At 60.4% G+C, this 19,704-nt stretch carries 17 protein-coding genes; 16 read left to right on the plus strand and 1 reads right to left on the minus strand.

Annotated features, from left to right (window positions below; genetic code table 11):
* Positions 1-3 precede the first annotated feature (3 nt).
* Positions 4-786 carry a type I methionyl aminopeptidase gene (map, locus tag J3P94_RS06355; RefSeq protein ID WP_030139491.1) on the minus strand — a complete coding sequence of 261 codons (783 nt, stop codon included), beginning with the start codon at positions 784-786 and terminating at the stop codon, positions 4-6.
* Positions 787-1,159: 373 nt separating this feature from the next.
* Between map and rpsB the strand changes: the two genes are divergently transcribed.
* The 16 genes from rpsB (at position 1,160) to dnaE (ending at position 19,571) form a co-directional block, all read left to right on the plus strand.
* On the plus strand, positions 1,160-1,897 hold the full coding sequence (gene rpsB, locus J3P94_RS06360; RefSeq protein ID WP_003198231.1) for a 30S ribosomal protein S2: 738 nt from the start codon (positions 1,160-1,162) through the stop codon (positions 1,895-1,897).
* 194 nt (positions 1,898-2,091) lie between these two features.
* Positions 2,092-2,955, plus strand: coding sequence for a translation elongation factor Ts (gene tsf / locus J3P94_RS06365; RefSeq protein ID WP_024619613.1), 864 nt, complete (start codon positions 2,092-2,094; stop codon positions 2,953-2,955).
* Between the two features lie 358 nt (positions 2,956-3,313).
* Positions 3,314-4,057, plus strand: a complete 744-nt coding sequence (pyrH, locus tag J3P94_RS06370) for a UMP kinase (RefSeq protein ID WP_039591983.1) — start codon at positions 3,314-3,316, stop codon at positions 4,055-4,057.
* Positions 4,054-4,611 carry a ribosome recycling factor gene (frr, locus tag J3P94_RS06375; RefSeq protein WP_305499089.1) on the plus strand — a complete coding sequence of 186 codons (558 nt, stop codon included), beginning with the start codon at positions 4,054-4,056 and terminating at the stop codon, positions 4,609-4,611. The genes pyrH and frr overlap by 4 nt, the downstream gene beginning before the upstream one ends.
* Positions 4,612-4,624: 13 nt before the next feature.
* Positions 4,625-5,380, plus strand: coding sequence for a polyprenyl diphosphate synthase (gene uppS, locus J3P94_RS06380; RefSeq protein WP_305499090.1), 756 nt, complete (start codon positions 4,625-4,627; stop codon positions 5,378-5,380).
* Complete coding sequence (locus tag J3P94_RS06385; RefSeq protein WP_434572113.1) at positions 5,380-6,186, plus strand: phosphatidate cytidylyltransferase; 807 nt, start codon at positions 5,380-5,382, stop codon at positions 6,184-6,186. Before uppS ends, J3P94_RS06385 begins: the two co-directional genes overlap by 1 nt.
* On the plus strand, positions 6,183-7,373 hold the full coding sequence (ispC, locus tag J3P94_RS06390; RefSeq protein ID WP_434572115.1) for a 1-deoxy-D-xylulose-5-phosphate reductoisomerase: 1,191 nt from the start codon (positions 6,183-6,185) through the stop codon (positions 7,371-7,373). Before J3P94_RS06385 ends, ispC begins: the two co-directional genes overlap by 4 nt.
* Positions 7,374-7,425: 52 nt before the next feature.
* Positions 7,426-8,778: an RIP metalloprotease RseP gene (gene rseP, locus J3P94_RS06395; RefSeq protein ID WP_434572117.1), complete on the plus strand. Its 1,353-nt coding sequence runs from the start codon at positions 7,426-7,428 to the stop codon at positions 8,776-8,778.
* A 74-nt stretch (positions 8,779-8,852) separates the two neighbouring features.
* Entirely contained in the window at positions 8,853-11,228 is a 2,376-nt protein-coding gene (gene bamA / locus J3P94_RS06400; RefSeq protein WP_434572119.1) for an outer membrane protein assembly factor BamA, read from the plus strand.
* A 45-nt stretch (positions 11,229-11,273) separates the two neighbouring features.
* On the plus strand, positions 11,274-11,777 hold the full coding sequence (locus J3P94_RS06405) for an OmpH family outer membrane protein (RefSeq protein ID WP_003184901.1): 504 nt from the start codon (positions 11,274-11,276) through the stop codon (positions 11,775-11,777).
* A gap of 3 nt (positions 11,778-11,780) precedes the next feature.
* On the plus strand, positions 11,781-12,836 hold the full coding sequence (lpxD, locus tag J3P94_RS06410; RefSeq protein ID WP_434572121.1) for a UDP-3-O-(3-hydroxymyristoyl)glucosamine N-acyltransferase: 1,056 nt from the start codon (positions 11,781-11,783) through the stop codon (positions 12,834-12,836).
* A gap of 111 nt (positions 12,837-12,947) precedes the next feature.
* A complete protein-coding gene (fabZ, locus tag J3P94_RS06415; RefSeq protein WP_008154051.1) occupies positions 12,948-13,388 on the plus strand; it encodes a 3-hydroxyacyl-ACP dehydratase FabZ in 441 nt (146 codons plus the stop codon).
* The gene (gene lpxA / locus J3P94_RS06420) at positions 13,385-14,161 is read left to right on the plus strand and encodes an acyl-ACP--UDP-N-acetylglucosamine O-acyltransferase (RefSeq protein WP_434572124.1); all 777 of its coding nucleotides are present in this window, start codon (positions 13,385-13,387) and stop codon (positions 14,159-14,161) included. The genes fabZ and lpxA overlap by 4 nt, the downstream gene beginning before the upstream one ends.
* A 2-nt stretch (positions 14,162-14,163) precedes the next feature.
* Positions 14,164-15,294 carry a lipid-A-disaccharide synthase gene (gene lpxB / locus J3P94_RS06425; protein WP_434572125.1) on the plus strand — a complete coding sequence of 377 codons (1,131 nt, stop codon included), beginning with the start codon at positions 14,164-14,166 and terminating at the stop codon, positions 15,292-15,294.
* An 11-nt stretch (positions 15,295-15,305) separates the two neighbouring features.
* A complete protein-coding gene (rnhB, locus tag J3P94_RS06430) occupies positions 15,306-15,950 on the plus strand; it encodes a ribonuclease HII (protein WP_305501184.1) in 645 nt (214 codons plus the stop codon).
* Between the two features lie 99 nt (positions 15,951-16,049).
* On the plus strand, positions 16,050-19,571 hold the full coding sequence (gene dnaE / locus J3P94_RS06435; protein ID WP_434572127.1) for a DNA polymerase III subunit alpha: 3,522 nt from the start codon (positions 16,050-16,052) through the stop codon (positions 19,569-19,571).
* Positions 19,572-19,704 lie beyond the last annotated feature (133 nt).

Here is a 19,704-nt window from a genome sequence, read left to right on the forward strand (position 1 = left end):
TGATCAGGCGGAAACACGGGGAATGGTGTCATCGCTGCGCAGGGTGAAGATCTCGTAGCCAGTCTCGGTGACCAGCAGCGTGTGCTCCCACTGCGCCGACAGCTTGCGGTCCTTGGTGATGGCGGTCCAGCCATCGCCCAGCACCTTGGTGTCGGCGCGGCCCTGGTTAATCATCGGTTCGATGGTGAAGGTCATGCCCGCCTGCAGTTCCATGCCGGTACCGGCGCGGCCGTAGTGGAGGATCTGCGGTTCTTCGTGGAACACCTTGCCGATGCCGTGGCCGCAGAACTCACGCACCACCGAAAAACCGTTTTTCTGCGCGTGCTTCTGGATCACTTCGCCGATGTCACCCAGGCGGCAGCCCGGCTTCACCAGTTCGATGGCCATGTACATGCATTCCTGGGTGACCTTGGACAGGCGCTCGGCCCACTCCGGTACGTTGCCGACGTGGAACATGCGGCTGGTATCGCCGTGGTAGCCGTCCTTGATGACGGTGACGTCGATGTTCAGGGTGTCGCCATCCTTCAACGGTTTCTCGTTGGGGATGCCGTGGCAGACCACGTGGTTGATCGAGGTGCAGATCGACTTCGGGAAGCCTTTATAGTTGAGCGGAGCCGGGATGGCCTTCTGCTCGTTGACGATGTAATCGTGGCAGATGCGGTCCAGCTCTTCGGTGGTGACGCCCGGCTTGACGTAGTCGGCGATCATTTCCAGCACTTCGGCGGCGAGTTTGCCGGCGACACGCATTTTGGCGATGTCCTCGGGAGTCTTGAGGGTGACGGTCATACAGGCTCTCTCTGCGCCCGACGGCGCTGTTCAAAACGAAATGGGCGGCGGATGATGTCGTTGCGGCCCTGAAAAAGGCGATTCTACCAGACGATCATCGCAAATCCGCGCCCGCGTGCATCGCTTCTCTCTATAAGGGTGCGTATTCCTGGGCAATGAACGGGCGGCGTGCAAGCGCTTCGCCAGGTTTTCAGAATCCGGGTTTCGTTTTAATCCTTGCTGTGGTATAAAATGCGCCGCTTTCCGGGGATGACCCCGTAAGCTTAAATCCACACACGTGTCGACACGATGACCTGGGTGCCTTCGGCTTTTACAGTCGCTGGTTGGTCATTGGGATACGTGGAGGCCAAACCCGACTTACCAAGGAACTATCATGTCCCAAGTCAACATGCGCGATATGCTGAAGGCCGGTGTGCACTTCGGCCACCAGACCCGTTACTGGAACCCGAAAATGGGCAAGTACATTTTCGGCGCGCGCAACAAGATCCACATCATCAACCTTGAAAAAACCCTGCCGATGTTCAACGAAGCACTGACCTTCGTAGAGCGCCTGGCCCAGGGCAAAAACAAGATTCTGTTCGTCGGCACCAAGCGTTCCGCTGGCAAGATCGTTGCTGAAGAAGCAGCACGTTGCGGTTCGCCGTACGTCGATCACCGCTGGTTGGGCGGCATGCTGACCAACTTCAAGACCATTCGCGCTTCCATCAAGCGTCTGCGTGACCTTGAAGTCCAGTCCGAAGACGGTACTTTCGCCAAGCTGACCAAGAAAGAAGCGCTGATGCGCACTCGTGATCTTGAGAAGCTGGACCGCTCCCTGGGCGGTATCAAGGACATGGGCGGTCTGCCTGACGCGCTGTTCGTGATCGACGTTGACCACGAGCGCATCGCGATCACCGAAGCCAACAAGCTGGGTATCCCGGTCATCGGCGTTGTCGATACCAACAGCAGCCCGGAAGGCGTTGACTACATCATCCCAGGCAACGATGACGCCATCCGCGCCATCCAGCTGTACATGGGTTCGATGGCTGACGCTGTCATCCGTGGTCGCAACAATGTAAATGGCGGCACCGAAGTCTTCGCTGAAGAAGCTCCGGCAGCAGCCGCTGAGTAATTGACGCCCTGGCGTTGACTCAGTAAGCAAAAAGGGGGCTTGGCCCCCTTTTTGCCACCTCGAAAACCACTTGTCGCCAGCGCAGCTACCTGTTTGTAACCTGCCGCAGTCTATAAGCAGTGGTTTTTCAGGAAGAATTGATCGCCCGTTCGGTCGGGTGGAATGGTTGAAAACCTATCCAAGAGGATTTTGAAATGGCAGAGATTACTGCAGCGTTGGTCAAAGAACTGCGCGAGCGTACCGGCGAAGGCATGATGGACTGCAAGAAAGCCTTGACCAAGGCTGGCGGCGACATCGAGAAAGCCATTGATGACATGCGCGCTTCGGGCGCCATCAAGGCTGCCAAGAAAGCCGGCAACATTGCCGCTGAAGGCGCGATCGGCATCAAGGATGACGGTAAAGCTGCCGTTATCATCGAAGTCAACTCGCAGACCGACTTCCTGGCCCTGCAAGACGACTTCAAGGCATTCGTTGCCGCCAGCGTCGAAAAAGCATTCGCCGACAAACTGACCGACGCAGCTCCGCTGATCGCCGCTCAGGAATCGGCTCGTGAAGCCCTGGTTGCCAAAGTAGGCGAAAACGTCAACATCCGTCGTCTGGTTCGCGTCGAAGGCGATGTTGTCGGTTCTTACCTGCACGGCAACAAGATCGGTGTTGTTGTGGCCCTCAAAGGCGGCAACGTCGAGCTGGCCAAAGACATCGCAATGCACGTCGCTGCCAGCAACCCTGAGTTCCTGCTGCCGTCGGAAGTTTCCGCTGACGCCATCGAGCGTGAAAAAGCTGTGTTCATGCAGCTCAACGAAGACAAGATCAAAGGCAAGCCAGCCGAGATCGTTGAAAAAATGGTTGCCGGTCGTATCACCAAGTTCCTGGCTGAAGCCAGCCTGGTTGAGCAGGCGTTCGTCAAGAACCCTGAAATCAAGGTCGGTGAACTGGCCAAGAAGGGCGGCGCTGAAATCGTTTCCTTCACCTACTTCAAAGTGGGCGAAGGCATCGAGAAACCAGTAGACAACTTCGCTGAAGAAGTGGCTGCTCAGCTGGCTGCCAGCAAGCAATAAGACAGTTTGTATAACTGTCGCCCTGAAGAGGCTGCCCGCTTACGCGCGCAGCCTCTTTTCGGATAAGGATGCCGATTTATATTGGTTTCCTGTCGGAACTGGCTTACAAAGCCGTGTTCCGATGGCGCTGTGTCAGCGTCAAGCTTGGCTTTGTACGAAAAGTCGCCGAGCGGCGATCAGGCAAGGCGAAAACTGGCGAGGAAGCGGAGTTTACTGGTTGTAAATGAGCATTCCGAGCCAGTTTTCAACGCAGTATGATCGTCGCGCAGGCACTTTTCGTGCAAAGGCTGGAGTGAACGCAGGCTGAAAACAGCCTGCACAGAATTTTTTGAAAAATACGCCGCAGGAGAGATTCGCAATGGCTCAGCAGGGCAGTGGTTATCAGGCTCGCTATAAACGCATTCTACTCAAGCTTAGCGGCGAGGCCCTGATGGGCTCGGAAGAGTTCGGGATCGACCCGAAAGTGCTGGACCGCATGGCCCTGGAAGTGGGCCAGTTGGTCGGGATCGGCGTTCAGGTCGGCCTGGTCATCGGCGGCGGCAACCTGTTCCGTGGCGCGGCGCTGAGCGCGGCGGGCATGGATCGGGTCACGGGCGACCACATGGGCATGCTGGCCACTGTGATGAACGCCCTGGCTATGCGCGACGCGCTGGAGCGTGCCAATATCTCCGCGATCGTGATGTCGGCGATTTCCATGGTTGGCGTGACCGATCACTACGATCGCCGCAAAGCCATGCGCCACCTCAATTCCAAGGAGGTGGTGATTTTTGCCGCGGGTACCGGCAATCCGTTCTTCACCACGGATTCGGCCGCGTGCCTGCGAGCGATCGAGATCGACGCCGATGTCGTGCTCAAGGCTACCAAGGTGGATGGCGTGTACACCGCTGACCCGTTCAAAGACCCGCATGCCGAGAAGTTCGATCATCTGACCTACGATGAAGTGCTGGATCGCAAGCTGGGTGTCATGGACCTGACCGCTATCTGCCTGTGCCGCGACCACAAGATGCCGCTGCGCGTTTTCAACATGAACAAACCCGGGGCCCTGCTCAACATCGTGCACGGTGGCGCCGAAGGAACACTGATCGAGGAAGGCAAGCAATGATCAACGACATCAAGAAAGACGCTCAAGAGCGCATGCAGAAATCGCTGGAGTCTCTGAGCCATGCATTCGGCCAGATTCGTACCGGCAAGGCTCACCCGAGCATCCTCGGCAGCGTCATGGTGCCTTACTACGGCACTGACACGCCGCTGAGCAGCGTCGCCAACGTCACTGTAAAAGACTCGCGCACCCTGCAGGTCGTGGCTTTCGAGCGCAACATGCTCGCCGCGGTAGACAAGGCGATCCAGAGCGCCGGTCTGAACCTCAACCCAACCAACCTGGGCGAGCTGCTGCTGATCCCGATGCCGGCCCTCACCGAGGAAACGCGCAAAGGCTTCACGAAACAGGCCCGTAGCGCCGCGGAAGACGCGCGTGTTGCCGTGCGCAATATCCGTCGTGACGCGTTGGGTGAGCTGAAGAAGCTGGTCAAGGACAAGGAAATCAGTGAAGACGAAGAGCGTCGTGCCATCGCTGATATCGATAAGCTGACCAAAGAATCCGAGGCCCAGATCAGCAAGGCAACGGACGAGAAAGAAAAAGACCTGATGGCCGTATAAGGGTCTCGTTTTCATGGATAAGACCAAGCAGGCCGTGCCGTTCGCGGTACCGCGCCATGTGGCAATCATCATGGACGGCAATAACCGCTGGGCCAAGAAGCGCTTTATGCCCGGTGTCGCCGGGCATAAAGCCGGGGTCGACGCGGTTCGGGCGGTCATTGAAGTGTGCGCCGAGGCCGGGGTCGAGGTGCTCACCCTGTTCGCGTTTTCCAGCGAAAACTGGCAGCGTCCGGCCGACGAGGTCAGCGCCTTGATGGACCTCTTCCTCAAGGCGTTGCGGCGTGAAGCCAAGCGCCTCGACGAGAACCGGATCAGTCTGCGGATCATCGGTGATCGCTCGCGCTTTCATCCGGAACTGCAGGCTGCGATGCGCGAAGCCGAGACGGCCACGGCTGGCGCCGATCGGTTCGTGCTGCAGATTGCCGCCAATTACGGCGGTCAGTGGGATATCGCCCAGGCGGCGCAGCGCCTGGCGCGGGAAGTCCAGGCCGGTCACCTGCGGCCCGAAGACATCACGCCCGAGCTGTTGCAAACCTGCCTGGCAACCGGCGACCTGCCGTTGCCGGATCTGTGCATCCGCACCGGTGGCGAACATCGCATCAGCAATTTCCTGCTCTGGCAGCTGGCTTACGCCGAGCTGTACTTCTCCGACCTGTTCTGGCCGGACTTCAAACACGAAGCCATGCGCACTGCGCTGGCCGATTTCGCTTCCCGTCAGCGTCGTTTCGGTAAAACGAGCGAGCAGATCGAAGCTGGAGCCCGGGTTTAATGCTCAAACAACGAATCATCACCGCCCTGATCCTGTTGCCCATCGCCTTGGCTGGCTTTTTCCTGCTTGAAGGAGCCGGCTTCGCCCTGTTCATCGGCCTGGTCGTGACGCTGGGCGCCTGGGAATGGGCGCGACTGGCAGGTTTTGCTGCGCAGTCGGCGCGCATGATCTACGCGGCAGTGGTCGCCGCCATGCTGTTCATCATGTACCTCGTGCCTGGCATCGCGCCGTGGGTGCTGGGGGCGGCAGTGCTGTGGTGGGCGACGGCAACCTTCCTGGTGCTGACCTATCCACGCACTACGCACCACTGGGCCAATGCCGCGACCAAGCTGATGATCGGCCTGTTGATCCTGCTGCCGGCCTGGCAAGGGCTGATCTGGATCAAGCAGGGCGCACTGGGCAACTGGCAGATCATGGCGGTGATGGTGCTGGTCTGGGGGGCTGACGTTGGCGCCTATTTCTCCGGTCGTGCCTTTGGCAAGCGCAAGCTGGCGCCGAAAGTCAGTCCGGGCAAAAGCTGGGAAGGTGTCTACGGTGGCCTGGCCCTGAGCCTGGTCATTACCGCTGTGGTCGGTTTTGTGCGGGACTGGACCGTCGCGCAATTGCTGATGGGCCTGTTCGGCGCGGCCCTGGTGGTTTTCGTATCGGTCGTCGGCGACCTGACCGAAAGCATGTTCAAGCGTCAGTCCGGGGTCAAGGACAGCAGTAACCTGCTGCCGGGCCACGGTGGTGTACTGGACCGTATCGACAGCCTGACCGCCGCAATCCCGATCTTCGCCGTGCTGTTGTGGATGGCTGCACCGTGAGTCGTCCTCAGCAGATTACCGTTCTGGGGGCCACGGGCTCCATCGGACTGAGTACCCTTGATGTCATCGGTCGCCATCCGGAGCGCTATCAGGTATTCGCTCTCAGTGGCTTCACCCGCCTGAGCGAGCTGCTGGCGCTGTGCATCCGCCACACGCCGCATTTTGCCGTGGTGCCACATGCCGATGTGGCGCGGGCGCTGCAGGACGACCTGCGCGCCGCTGGCCTGCAAACTCATGTGCTGGTGGGCGAGGAGGGCCTTTGCCAGGTGGCTTCCGACCCTGAAGTCGACGCCGTGATGGCGGCAATCGTCGGGGCGGCGGGCTTGCGTCCGACGCTGGCGGCGGTGGAGGCTGGCAAGAAAATCCTGCTGGCGAACAAGGAAGCGCTGGTGATGTCCGGTGCACTGTTCATGCAGGCGGTGCGCAAAAGCGGCTCGGTACTGCTGCCCATCGACAGCGAACACAATGCGATTTTCCAATGCATGCCGCAGGATTTTTCCCGCGGCCTGGGGGCGGTCGGCGTTCGGCGGATCCTTCTGACAGCGTCTGGCGGCCCATTCCGGCAGACACCCCTGGAAGAATTGGTGCATGTTTCGCCCGAGCAGGCTTGCGCCCATCCGAACTGGTCCATGGGACGCAAGATCTCCGTGGACTCCGCCAGCATGATGAACAAGGGGCTGGAGCTGATCGAGGCCTGCTGGCTGTTCGATGCCCGGCCGTCCCAGGTCGAGGTGGTGATCCATCCACAAAGCGTGATCCACTCCCTGGTGGATTATGTCGATGGTTCGGTCCTCGCCCAGTTGGGGAACCCGGACATGCGCACGCCGATCGCCAATGCGCTGGCCTGGCCGGAGCGGATCGATTCGGGGGTGGCGCCGCTGGACCTGTTTGCCATCGCCCGTCTGGATTTCCAGGCGCCCGATGAACAGCGGTTTCCTTGCCTGCGCCTGGCGCGCCAGGCGGCCGAGGCCGGCAACAGTGCCCCGGCCATGCTTAACGCGGCCAACGAAGTGGCGGTCGCAGCGTTTCTCGATGGGCGTGTCCGTTACCTCGAGATCGCGAGTATCATCGAGGAGGTCTTGAATCTCGAGGCCGTGGTTTCGCTTGATGATCTCGATGCGGTATTTACCGTTGACGCCAGGGCTCGTGAGCTGGCGGGCCATTGGTTGAAGCGCCACGGGCGTTGAGACTGCGGTACCTTAGCCAGGGTTGTCCCGGGCAGGATTGTGGAGAAAACAGATGAGCGCGCTCTATATGATTGTCGGCACCCTGGTTGCGCTGGGGGTGCTGGTCACTTTTCACGAATTCGGCCATTTCTGGGTCGCGCGTCGCTGTGGCGTCAAGGTTCTGCGTTTTTCCGTTGGCTTCGGCATGCCTTTGCTGCGCTGGCACGACAAGCAGGGCACCGAGTTCGTCGTCGCGGCCATCCCCCTGGGCGGCTACGTCAAGATGCTCGATGAGCGCGAAGGCGAAGTGCCTGTCGATCAGCTTGACCAATCTTTCAATCGCAAGACCGTTCGTCAGCGTATCGCTATCGTGGCGGCGGGCCCGATCGCCAATTTCCTGTTGGCTCTGGTGTTTTTCTGGGCTTTGGCAATGCTCGGCAGCGAGCAGGTGCGTCCGGTCATCGGTGCGGTAGAGGCCGGCAGCGTGGCGGCTCGGGCCGGGTTGGGCGCAGGCCAGGAAATTGTCGCCATCGATGGTGAACCCACCTCGGGCTGGGCGGCGGTCAACCTGCAGTTGGTGCGCCGCCTCGGCGAAAGTGGCTCGCTGCAATTGCTGGTGCGCGAGCAGGGCTCGACGGCGGATTCGCCGCGAGAGCTGATTCTCGACAACTGGCTCAAGGGCGCCGACGAGCCGGATCCGATCCGTTCCCTGGGGATCCGCCCATGGCGTCCGGCGCTGCCGCCTGTGCTGGCCGAGCTCGATCCGAAAGGCCCGGCTCACGCCGCAGGTCTGAAAACCGGCGACCGATTGCTGGCATTCGATGGCCAGTCGGTGAATGACTGGCAACAGGTGGTTGATTCGGTTCGTGTACGTCCTGATACCAAAATCCTGCTGCGCGTCGAACGCGACGGTGCTTCAATCGACGTCCCGGTGACTCTGGCCGCCCGTGGCGAAAGCAAGGCGCCGACCGGTTACCTGGGGGCGGGCGTCAAGGCTGTCGAGTGGCCGCCGGAAATGATCCGCGAGGTCAGCTTCGGCCCTCTTGAGGCGATTGGCGAGGGTGCGCGTCGTACCTGGACCATGAGTGTCCTGACCCTGGACTCGCTGAAGAAAATGTTGTTCGGCGAGCTCTCGGTAAAAAACTTGAGTGGACCGATAACCATTGCTAAAGTGGCGGGCGCTTCTGCCCAGTCGGGCGTCGCTGATTTCCTGAATTTCCTTGCTTATCTGAGCATTAGCCTGGGGGTTCTGAATTTGCTGCCCATTCCGGTACTGGATGGGGGGCATTTGCTGTTTTATCTGATCGAGTGGGCGCGTGGTCGTCCCTTGTCGGATCGGGTGCAAGGTTGGGGGATACAGATCGGTATCAGCTTGGTGGTCGGGGTGATGTTGCTTGCTCTGGTCAACGATCTGGGTCGTCTGTAACGCTTCGCTGAATTGCGAATCTGCCGCATTTTGCGGCAGTTTGTTTATTGCCAGTTGGAATAAGAAAGGACTTCATGAAACGTCTGCTGCTAACTGCGGTTCTCACCGTATTGATGATCGCCGAAGTTCACGCCGAGTCCTTCACTATCTCTGATATTCGCGTCAACGGCCTCCAGCGGGTTTCCGCGGGTAGCGTCTTTGGTGCCTTGCCGTTGAACGTCGGCGAGCAGGCGGATGATCGGCGCCTGGTGGAATCCACTCGTGCGCTGTTCAAGACCGGCTTCTTTCAAGATATCCAGCTGGGCCGCGACGGCAATGTCCTGGTCATCACGGTCGTCGAGCGCCCATCGGTTGCCAGTATCGAGATCGAAGGCAACAAGGCGATCTCCACTGAAGACCTGATGAAAGGCCTCAAGCAATCCGGCCTGGCCGAAGGCGAGATCTTCCAGCGCGCGACCCTCGAAGGCGTCCGTAACGAGCTGCAACGCCAATACGTCGCCCAGGGCCGTTATTCGGCGACTGTCGACACCGAAGTCGTGCCGCAGCCGCGCAACCGCGTCGGCCTGAAGGTCAACATCAACGAAGGCACCGTCGCCGCCATCCAGCACATCAACGTGGTCGGCAACACGGTGTTCCCGGATGAAGACCTGATCGACCTGTTCGAACTCAAGACCACCAACTGGCTGTCGTTCTTCAAGAACGACGACAAGTACGCTCGTGAAAAGCTCTCCGGTGACCTGGAGCGCCTGCGCTCCTACTACCTGGACCGTGGCTACATCAACATGGACATTGCTTCGACCCAGGTGTCCATCACCCCGGACAAGAAGCATGTCTATATCACTGTCAACGTCAACGAAGGCGAGAAGTACACCGTTCGTGACGTCAAGCTCAGTGGTGACCTGAAGGTTCCGGAAGACCAGGTCAAATCGCTGTTGCTGGTGCAGAAGGGCCAGGTGTTCTCGCGCAAGCTGATGACCACCACGTCCGAGCTGATCACTCGCCGCCTGGGTAACGAAGGTTACACCTTCGCCAACGTGAACGGCGTGCCACAACCGCACGATGAAGACCATACCGTCGACATCACGTTCGCCGTGGACCCCGGCAAGCGTGCCTACGTCAACCGCATCAACTTCCGTGGCAACACCAAGTCTGAGGACGAAGTGCTGCGTCGCGAAATGCGCCAGATGGAAGGTGGCTGGGCGTCGACCTACCTGATCGACCAGTCCAAGACCCGCCTGGAGCGCCTGGGCTTCTTCAAGGAAGTCAACGTCGAGACCCCGGCCGTACCGGGCGTCGATGACCAGGTGGATGTGAACTACAGCGTCGAGGAACAAGCCTCCGGTTCGATCACCGCCAGCGTCGGTTTCGCCCAGAGCGCGGGCCTGATCCTGGGTGGTTCGATCACCCAGAACAACTTCCTCGGTACCGGTAACCGCGTCAGCGTGGGCCTGACCCGCAGCGAATACCAGACCCGCTACAACTTCGGTTACGTGGACCCCTACTGGACTGCCGACGGTGTGAGCCTGGGCTACAACGCCTTCTATCGCACCACCGACTACGACGAACTCGACTCTGACATCTCCAGCTATGCGGTGGACAGCCTGGGTGCCGGCGTCAACATCGGCTATCCGATCAGCGAGACTTCGCGCCTGACCTTCGGCCTCACCGCCCAGCAGGACGAGATCAGCACTGGCCGCTATACCGTTGACGAAATTTTCGATTTCGTCGAGAAAGAGGGCGACAAGTACCTGAACTTCAAGGCATCTGTTGGTTGGTCCGAGTCGACCCTGAACAAGGGTGTGCTGGCGACCCGTGGCCGCTCCCAGAGCTTGGTCCTGGAAACCACTACGCCTGGCAGCGACCTGTCGTTCTTCAAGCTCGACTACCGCGGCCAGCTGTTCCAGCCGCTGTCTGACAACTACACCATGCGCCTGCACACCGAGCTGGGTTATGGCGATGGCTACGGTTCGACCGACGGCCTGCCTTTCTACGAGAACTACTACGCCGGTGGTTTCAACTCGGTGCGTGGCTTCAAGGACAGTACCCTGGGTCCGCGCAGTACCCCGAGTACGGGCAGTAACCCGGGCACCATCCGTGATCCGGACCAGGATCCGCTGCCATTCGGTGGCAACGTGCTGATCCAGGGCGGTGCTGAACTCCTGTTCCCGATGCCGTTCGTCAAGGATCAGCGCTCCCTGCGTACCTCGGTATTCTGGGACGTGGGTAACGTATTCGACTCCAGCTGCGACGACACCACCAATGCCAACGGCACCCGGTCCAACACCGAGTGCAACGACATCAGCCTGAGCAACCTCGCCAGCTCCGTTGGCGTCGGCGTGACCTGGGTCACCGCGCTGGGCCCGTTGAGCTTCGCGTTGGCGATGCCGATCAAGAAACCGGATGACGCTGAAACCCAGGTTTTCCAATTCTCCCTCGGTCAGACGTTCTAAGTGTCTGACCCAAGATAACGACAATGGATTTTGTAGGAGTACATCGTGCGTAAGTTGACTCAATTGGTTCTCCTGGCGACCGTACTGGTCGCAGGTCCGGCTTTTGCCGACATGAAGATCGCCGTCCTGAACTATCAGATGGCTCTGCTGGAATCCGACGCGGCGAAGAAATACGCTGTGGACGCGGAGAAAAAATTCGGCCCGCAACTGACCAAGCTCAAAGGCCTGGAAAGCAGCGCCAAGGGTATCCAGGATCGTCTGGTGGCCGGTGGCGACAAAATGGCGCAGGGTGAGCGCGAGCGTCTGGAGCTTGAATTCAAGCAAAAGGCCCGTGACTTCCAGTTCCAGTCCAAGGAACTGAACGAAGCGAAAGCCGTTGCCGACCGCGAAATGCTCAAGCAGCTCAAGCCGAAACTCGACAGCGCTGTGGAAGAAGTCATCAAGAAGGGTGGTTTTGACCTGGTGTTCGAGCGTGGTGCAGTGATTGATGTCAAGCCTCAGTACGACATCACGCGCCAGGTTATCGAGCGCATGAATCAGCTGAAGTAATCCATGACAGCGACTATCAAGCTCGGCCAGTTGGCCGAGTTCCTCGGCGCCACCCTGCGTGGCGACCCGGAGAAGGTCATCACTGGGCTAGCCACTTTGCAAGAGGCTGGCCCAGCTCAGTTGAGCTTCCTGGCAAATCCTCAATATCGCAAATACCTGGCTGATAGCCGGGCTGCCGCGCTGTTGCTCAAGGCCGGTGATGCCGAAGGGTATGCCGGTGATTCGCTGATCGTGGCCGACCCCTACCTTGCGTATGCGCGGATTTCCCATCTGTTCGATCCCAAGCCCAAGTCGGCTGCCGGTATTCACCCGACTGCAGTGATCGCGGCGGACGCCGTGGTGGATCCTTCGGCCAGCGTTGGCCCGTTTGTCGTGATTGAAGGCGCGGCCCGGATTGGCGCCGGTGTGACGCTGGGCGCCCATTGCTTCGTCGGCGCGCGCTGCGAGATCGGCGAAGGTGGCTGGCTGGCGCCCCGGGTGACGCTGTATCACGATGTGCGCATCGGCAAGCGTGTAGTGATCCAGTCTGGCGCAGTGCTCGGTGGCGAAGGCTTCGGTTTTGCCAATGAGAAAGGCGTCTGGCAAAAGATTGCCCAGATCGGTGGCGTAACCGTCGGCGATGACGTGGAGATCGGCGTCAACACCGCCATCGACCGTGGCGCGCTGGCCGATACCGTCATTGGTAATGGCGTCAAGCTCGACAACCAGATCCAGATCGCCCACAACGTCCAGGTCGGTGACCACACCGCCATGGCCGCCTGCGTGGGCATCTCCGGCAGTACCAAAATCGGCAAGCACTGCATGCTCGCCGGTGGCGTGGGCCTGGTGGGCCATATCGATATCTGTGACAACGTGTTCCTGACCGGGATGACCATGGTGACCCACTCGATTACCGAGCCGGGTGCCTATTCTTCCGGCACAGCCATGCAACCGGCATCCGAGTGGCGCAAGAGCGCGGCGCGTATCCGCCAGCTCGACGACATCGCGCGGCGCCTCAAGCAGGTGGAAAAGCGTGTAGGGGACGTGACCCCTGGCGGTAATGCTTCATCAGATGGCTGATACCATTTCCATATCAAGTGTGCACAGCCGCTAGGCCCTGGCCTCCTTGATTTGCTAGCGGGGTGCGCGTCAATCGTGCGCTCCCAATCTTTACATAGGCTTCCCCCCGAAATGATGGACATCAACGAGATTCGCGAATACCTGCCTCACCGTTACCCGTTCCTGCTGGTGGATCGGGTCGTGGACCTGGATGTTGAAGGCAAGCGCATTCGCGCCTACAAGAATGTCAGCATCAACGAACCCTTCTTCAATGGTCACTTCCCCGCGCATCCAATCATGCCGGGCGTATTGATCATCGAGGCGATGGCTCAGGCTGCCGGGATCCTTGGTTTCAAAATGCTCGACGTGAAGCCTGCCGACGGTACGCTTTACTACTTTGTTGGCTCCGACAAGCTGCGCTTCCGCCAGCCGGTCACTCCGGGCGATCAGTTGATCCTCGAAGCCAGGTTTATCAGTTGCAAGCGCCAGATCTGGAAATTCGAATGCCAGGCTTCGGTCGATGGCAAGCCGGTCTGCTCCGCTGAAATCATCTGCGCGGAACGCAAGCTATGAGTTTGATTGACCCTCGCGCAATCATCGATCCGACGGCCGTACTGGCCGCCGATGTCGAGGTTGGCCCTTGGTCGATCATCGGTGCAGGTGTGGAAATCGGCGAGGGCACGGTGATCGGGCCCCATGTGATCCTCAAGGGGCCGACCCGGATCGGCCGGCACAACCGCATCTACCAGTTCTCATCGGTAGGCGAGGACACGCCCGACCTCAAGTACAAAGGTGAAGAAACCCGCCTGGTGATTGGCGATCACAACGTGATCCGCGAAGGCGTGACGATTCACCGTGGCACCGTCCAGGACCGTTCCGAAACGACGCTGGGCGACCATAACCTGATCATGGCCTATGCCCACATCGGCCACGACAGTGTCATCGGCAACCATTGCATCCTGGTCAACAACACCGCGTTGGCTGGACATGTGCACGTGGACGACTGGGCGATCCTGTCCGGTTTCACCCTGGTCCACCAGTATTGCCACATTGGCGCCCATAGCTTCTCCGGCATGGGCACTGCCATCGGCAAGGACGTCCCTGCCTATGTCACGGTGTTCGGCAATCCGGCCGAGGCTCGCAGCATGAACTTCGAAGGCATGCGTCGGCGTGGTTTCAGCGAAGAGGCCATAACTGCCCTGCGTCGCGCCTACAAGGTTGTGTATCGCCAGGGCCTGACGGTCGAGCAGGCGCTCGCCGAACTGGCCGAGGCAGCGGCACAGTTTCCGGAAGTCGCAATATTCCGCGATTCCATCCTGTCTTCGACCCGCGGCATCACCCGCTGATCATGGCGAACCTGCGTATCGCACTGGTGGCGGGCGAAGCTTCCGGTGACATCCTGGGCGCCGGGCTGATGCGCGCGCTCAAGGCGCAGCACCCGGCGGTCGAGTTCATCGGGGTGGGTGGGCCATTGATGGAAGCCGAGGGACTGGTGTCCTACTTCCCGATGGAGCGCCTGTCGGTGATGGGACTGGTGGAAGTGCTCGGCCGCTTGCGTGAGCTGCTGGCCCGGCGCAAGAAGCTGATCCAGACGCTGATCGAAGAAAAACCGGATGTGTTCATCGGTATCGATGCGCCGGATTTCACCCTCAATATCGAACTCAAGCTGCGCCAGGCCGGGATCAAGACCGTGCATTACGTCAGCCCGTCGGTCTGGGCCTGGCGACAGAAGCGCGTGTTGAAGATCCGCGAGGGCTGCGACCTGATGCTCACGCTGCTGCCGTTCGAAGCCCGGTTCTACGAAGAAAAAGGCGTGCCCGTGCGATTTGTCGGTCACACCCTGGCCGACACCATTCCCCTGGAGGCGGACCGCGAGGCGGCTCGCCAGGCGCTGGGCCTGGCCGCGGGCCCGCTGGTGGCGTTGATGCCCGGTAGCCGAGGCGGCGAAGTGAGTCGCCTGGGCGGGCTGTTCTTCGACGCCGCCGAGCGTCTGCGGGCGATGCGTCCGGACGTACGATTCATCTTGCCGTGCGCCAGTCCACAGCGGCGGGTCCAGCTCGAAGCGCTCCTGGCCGATCGCGATTTGCCGGTCACGCTGCTTGACGGCCAATCGCATCAAGCGCTGGCGGCCTGCGATGCCGTGTTGATTGCTTCCGGCACTGCTACCCTTGAGGCATTGTTGTACAAGCGCCCGATGGTGGTTGCCTATCGCCTGGCGCCGTTGACGTTCTGGATTCTCAAGCGCATGGTCAAGAGCCCTTACGTTTCCCTGCCGAACCTGCTGGCCCAGCGCCTGCTGGTGCCTGAACTGCTGCAGGATGACGCGACCGCCGAGTCCCTGGCCAGCACGCTTTTGCCGTTGATCGATGGCGGCGAGGAACAGACCCGGGGCTTTGACGAAATCCACCGTACCTTGCGTCGCGATGCCTCCAACCAGGCAGCAGACGCGGTACTGACCTTGATCGGCGCCAGACGATGAGCAACGTGAAGCTGCAGATGGGCCTGGATTTCAACCTGGTCGCCGAAGTCGAAGAGTTGGTTGCGGGTGTCGATGAGGTGGGCCGTGGCCCGTTGTGCGGTGCGGTGGTGACGGCGGCGGTGATCCTCGATCCGAAGCGGCCAATCCTGGGGCTTGATGACTCCAAGAAGCTCACCGAGGCCCGGCGTGAAAAACTCTACGACGAGATCTGCGAAAAAGCCTTGAGCTGGTGCATTGCCCGGGCCGAGGTCGAAGAGATCGACGAGTTGAACATCCTGCATGCCACCATGCTGGCGATGCAGCGGGCGGTGCACGGCCTGCACATCACGCCGAAGCTGGCGATGATCGACGGCAACCGTTGCCCCCAGCTGTCGATGCGCGCTGAAGCGGTCATCCAGGGCGACGGCAAGGTGCCGGCTATCGCAGCGGCCTCGATCCTGGCCAAGGTCAGCCGCGACCGGGAAATGGCCGCGTTCGAATTAATCTACCCGGGCTATGGCATCGGCAGCCACAAGGGCTATCCGACCCCCGTTCATCTGGAAGCCTTGGCGCGCCTCGGGCCGACGCCCATCCACCGGCGCTCGTTCGCCCCGGTGCGGCTGGCCTATGAAGCTCGCGAAGGCTTGATTGTGAGTAGTCAGGCTCTGGTTTCCTGATGCAGGCCTTTGTCAGGCTGACCGCTCATGGCTGATGTTTTACCCAAGGCCCGGTACAATCCGGGCCTTGTTGTTTTCATGACTTAACGCAGGATCACTATGCCGGCTTCATTCGTTCATCTACGCCTGCACACTGAATATTCCCTGGTCGACGGCCTGGTGCGGATCAAGCCATTGGTCAAGACCCTGGTCGGCATGAACATGCCTGCCGTGGCCGTTACCGACCAGAACAACATGTGTTCGCTGGTCAAGTTCTACAAGAACGCCATGGGCGCCGGGATCAAGCCGATCTGCGGTGCCGACCTGTGGCTGGCGAACAAGGACCCGGATGCGCCGCTGAGCCGTATCAGCCTGCTGGTGATGAACGCCGTCGGCTACCGCAACCTCACCGAGCTGATTTCCCGCGGCTTTATCGAGGGCCAGCGCAATGGCTCGATCATCATCGAGCGCGAGTGGGTGGCCGAGGCGAGCGAAGGCCTGATCATGCTGTCGGCGGCCAAGGAAGGTGAGATCGGCCTGGCCCTGCTCAGCGGCAACACCGAGGAAGCCGAGCAACTGGCTCGCGACTGGATGACGGTGTTCCCGGACCGCTTCTATATCGAGGTGCAACGCACCAACCGTCCGAATGACGAAGAGCACCTGCACGCCGCCGTGGCCCTGGCCGACAAGCTGGGCGCGCCGCTGGTGGCGACCAACGACGTGCGGTTCATCAAGCAGGAAGATTTCGAAGCCCACGAAACCCGCGTCTGCATCGGTGAGGGGCGGGCCCTTGATGATCCTCGTCGGTCAAAGAACTACAGCGACCAGCAGTACCTCAAGAGCGCCGAGGAGATGGCGGAGCTGTTCAGCGACCTGCCCGAAGCGCTGGAAAACACCGTCGAGATTGCCAAGCGCTGCAACATCGAAGTGAAGCTGGGCAAACACTTCCTGCCCAACTTCCCGATTCCCGATGGCATGACCATCGATGAGTATTTTCGCAAGGTGTCGTTCGACGGCCTGGACGAGCGCCTCAAGGTCCTGCTGCCCAAGGACACCACCGAAGATTACGAAGCCAAGCGCCAGGTCTATGTCGACCGGCTGAATTTCGAGCTGGATATCATCATCCAGATGGGCTTCCCCGGTTACTTCCTGATCGTGATGGATTTTATCCAGTGGGCCAAGAGCAACGGCGTGCCCGTCGGCCCAGGGCGGGGGTCGGGTGCCGGGTCGCTGGTGGCCTATGTGCAGAAGATCACCGACCTCGACCCGCTGGAATATGACCTGCTGTTCGAACGTTTCCTGAACCCGGAACGGGTCTCCATGCCCGACTTCGACGTCGACTTCTGCATGGACGGTCGCGACCGGGTGATCGATTACGTCGCCGAGAAGTACGGCCGCAACGCGGTAAGCCAGATCATCACCTTCGGTTCCATGGCCGCTAAGGCGGTGGTGCGTGACGTGGCTCGGGTGCAGGGCAAGTCCTACGGCCTGGCGGATCGCCTGTCGAAGATGATCCCCTTCGAAGTCGGCATGACCCTGGAAAAAGCCTACGAGCAGGAAGAGATCCTGCGCGATTTCATCAAGGTCGATGAGGAAGCGGCGGAAATCTGGGAAATGGCGCGCAAGCTCGAAGGCGTGGTGCGTAACGTCGGCAAGCACGCCGGTGGCGTGGTGATCGCGCCGACCAAACTGACTGACTTTTCGCCGATCTATTGCGACGAAGAGGGTGACGGCCTGGTGACCCAGTTCGACAAGGATGACGTCGAGGCGGCCGGCCTGGTGAAGTTCGACTTCCTCGGCCTGCGGACCCTGACGATCATCGATTGGGCGCTCAAGACCATCAACCGCGACCGGGCCAAGGTCGGCGAAGAGCCGCTGGACATCGCGTTTATTCCGCTGGACGACAAGCCGACCTACAGCCTGTTGCAAAAAGCCGAAACCACCGCGGTGTTCCAGCTTGAATCGCGCGGCATGAAGGAGCTGATCAAGAAGCTCAAGCCCGACTGCCTCGAAGACCTGATCGCACTGGTGGCCCTGTTCCGTCCGGGCCCTCTGCAATCGGGCATGGTCGATGACTTCATCAACCGCAAGCACGGGCGCGCCGAGCTGGCGTACCCGCACCCCGACTACCAGTACGACGGCCTCAAGCCGGTACTGGCGCCGACCTACGGCATCATCCTGTATCAGGAACAGGTGATGCAGATCGCCCAGGTCATGGCCGGTTATACCCTCGGCGGCGCGGACATGCTGCGTCGAGCCATGGGTAAGAAAAAGCCCGAGGAGATGGCCAAGCAACGCGGTGGTTTCATCGAGGGTTGTGCGAACAACGGCATCGATGCGGACCTGGCGGGCAACATCTTCGACCTGGTGGAAAAGTTCGCCGGCTACGGCTTCAACAAATCCCACTCCGCCGCCTATGGCCTGGTTTCGTACCAGACCGCGTGGCTGAAGGCGCACTACCCGGCGCCGTTCATGGCCGCGGTACTCTCGGCGGACATGCACAACACCGACAAGGTCGTGACCTTGATCGAAGAAGTGCGGACCATGAAGCTGCGCCTCGACGCGCCGGATGTGAACGCTTCGGAGTTCAAATTCACGGTCAACGACGAAGGCCGCATCATCTACGGTCTTGGCGCGATCAAGGGCGTGGGCGAGGGTCCGGTGGAGGCGATCACCGAAGCGCGCCAGGACGGGCCGTTCAAGGACCTGTTCGATTTTTGCGCGAGGGTCGACCTCAAGCGCATCAACAAGCGCACCCTCGACGGGCTGATCCGCAGTGGCGCGCTGGACCGCTTGGGCCCGTACTTCCAGGATGAGCCCAAGGCCTACCAGGCCAACATCGACCGCAACCGCGCGGTGTTGCTGGCGGCGATGGAGGAGGCGATCAAGGCTGCTGAACAGACCGCCCGTACCCACGACAGCGGCCACGCCGACCTGTTTGGCGGGCTGTTTGTCGAGGAAGACGCCGATGTGTATGCCAACCATCGCAAGGCCAAGGAGCTGACCCTCAAGGAGCGCCTCAAGGGCGAGAAAGATACCTTGGGCCTGTACCTGACCGGCCATCCGATCGACGAATACGAGGGCGAAATCCGCCGCTTCGCTCGCCAGCGCATCATCGACCTGAAGCCCGCTCGCGATACGCAAACCGTCGCCGGCATGATCATCGCCCTGCGGGTAATGAAAAACAAAAAGGGCGACAAGATGGGCTTCATCACCCTCGACGACCGCTCCGGGCGTATCGAAGCGTCGTTGTTTGCCGATGCGTTCCATTCGGCGCAGTCGCTGTTGCAGACGGATGCAATGGTTGTGGTGGAAGGCGAGGTCAGCAACGACGACTTCTCCGGTGGCCTGCGGCTGCGGGTCAAGCGGGTGATGAGCATGGAGGATGCCCGTACCAACCTGGCCGAGAGCCTGCGCCTGAAGTTGCAGACCCAGGACCTCAAGGGCGATCAGCTACGCTGGTTGGGCGAGTTGTTCAAGCGCCACCGTGGTGCGTGCCCGATCACCATGGAATACGTGCGCCCCGATGCCAAGGCCGTGCTGCAGTTCGGCGAGGGCTGGCGGATCGACCCGGCGGATGCGTTGATTCAAGCCTTGCGTGACCAGTTCGGCAAAGACAACGTCTTCCTCCAATACCGTTGACGGCCAGGGGCCACTCCTGAACCTGGAGCGCCCCTGACCTCGACTCGAATTTTTAATCTCGACCTGAACGCGCCTCTCCCTTAAGGTAGGCGCGAATAGACAACCGGCCGGCCCAAGCTCACTTGGACGTCGA

Origin of the sequence: Pseudomonas sp. Z3-8 (assembly GCF_051131975.1) — a bacterium.
Classification (GTDB): domain Bacteria; phylum Pseudomonadota; class Gammaproteobacteria; order Pseudomonadales; family Pseudomonadaceae; genus Aquipseudomonas.

Bases quoted from the DNA above. Each gene is read 5' to 3' on its own strand.
- map (WP_030139491.1), bottom strand. From the start codon at position 786: ATGACCGTCACCCTCAAGACTCCCGAGGACATCGCCAAAATGCGTGTC.
- rpsB (WP_003198231.1), top strand. From the start codon at position 1,160: ATGTCCCAAGTCAACATGCGCGATATGCTGAAGGCCGGTGTGCACTTC.
- tsf (WP_024619613.1), top strand. From the start codon at position 2,092: ATGGCAGAGATTACTGCAGCGTTGGTCAAAGAACTGCGCGAGCGTACC.
- pyrH (WP_039591983.1), top strand. From the start codon at position 3,314: ATGGCTCAGCAGGGCAGTGGTTATCAGGCTCGCTATAAACGCATTCTA.
- frr (WP_305499089.1), top strand. From the start codon at position 4,054: ATGATCAACGACATCAAGAAAGACGCTCAAGAGCGCATGCAGAAATCG.
- uppS (WP_305499090.1), top strand. From the start codon at position 4,625: ATGGATAAGACCAAGCAGGCCGTGCCGTTCGCGGTACCGCGCCATGTG.
- J3P94_RS06385 (WP_434572113.1), top strand. From the start codon at position 5,380: ATGCTCAAACAACGAATCATCACCGCCCTGATCCTGTTGCCCATCGCC.
- rseP (WP_434572117.1), top strand. From the start codon at position 7,426: ATGAGCGCGCTCTATATGATTGTCGGCACCCTGGTTGCGCTGGGGGTG.
- bamA (WP_434572119.1), top strand. From the start codon at position 8,853: ATGAAACGTCTGCTGCTAACTGCGGTTCTCACCGTATTGATGATCGCC.
- lpxD (WP_434572121.1), top strand. From the start codon at position 11,781: ATGACAGCGACTATCAAGCTCGGCCAGTTGGCCGAGTTCCTCGGCGCC.
- fabZ (WP_008154051.1), top strand. From the start codon at position 12,948: ATGATGGACATCAACGAGATTCGCGAATACCTGCCTCACCGTTACCCG.
- lpxA (WP_434572124.1), top strand. From the start codon at position 13,385: ATGAGTTTGATTGACCCTCGCGCAATCATCGATCCGACGGCCGTACTG.
- lpxB (WP_434572125.1), top strand. From the start codon at position 14,164: ATGGCGAACCTGCGTATCGCACTGGTGGCGGGCGAAGCTTCCGGTGAC.
- dnaE (WP_434572127.1), top strand. From the start codon at position 16,050: ATGCCGGCTTCATTCGTTCATCTACGCCTGCACACTGAATATTCCCTG.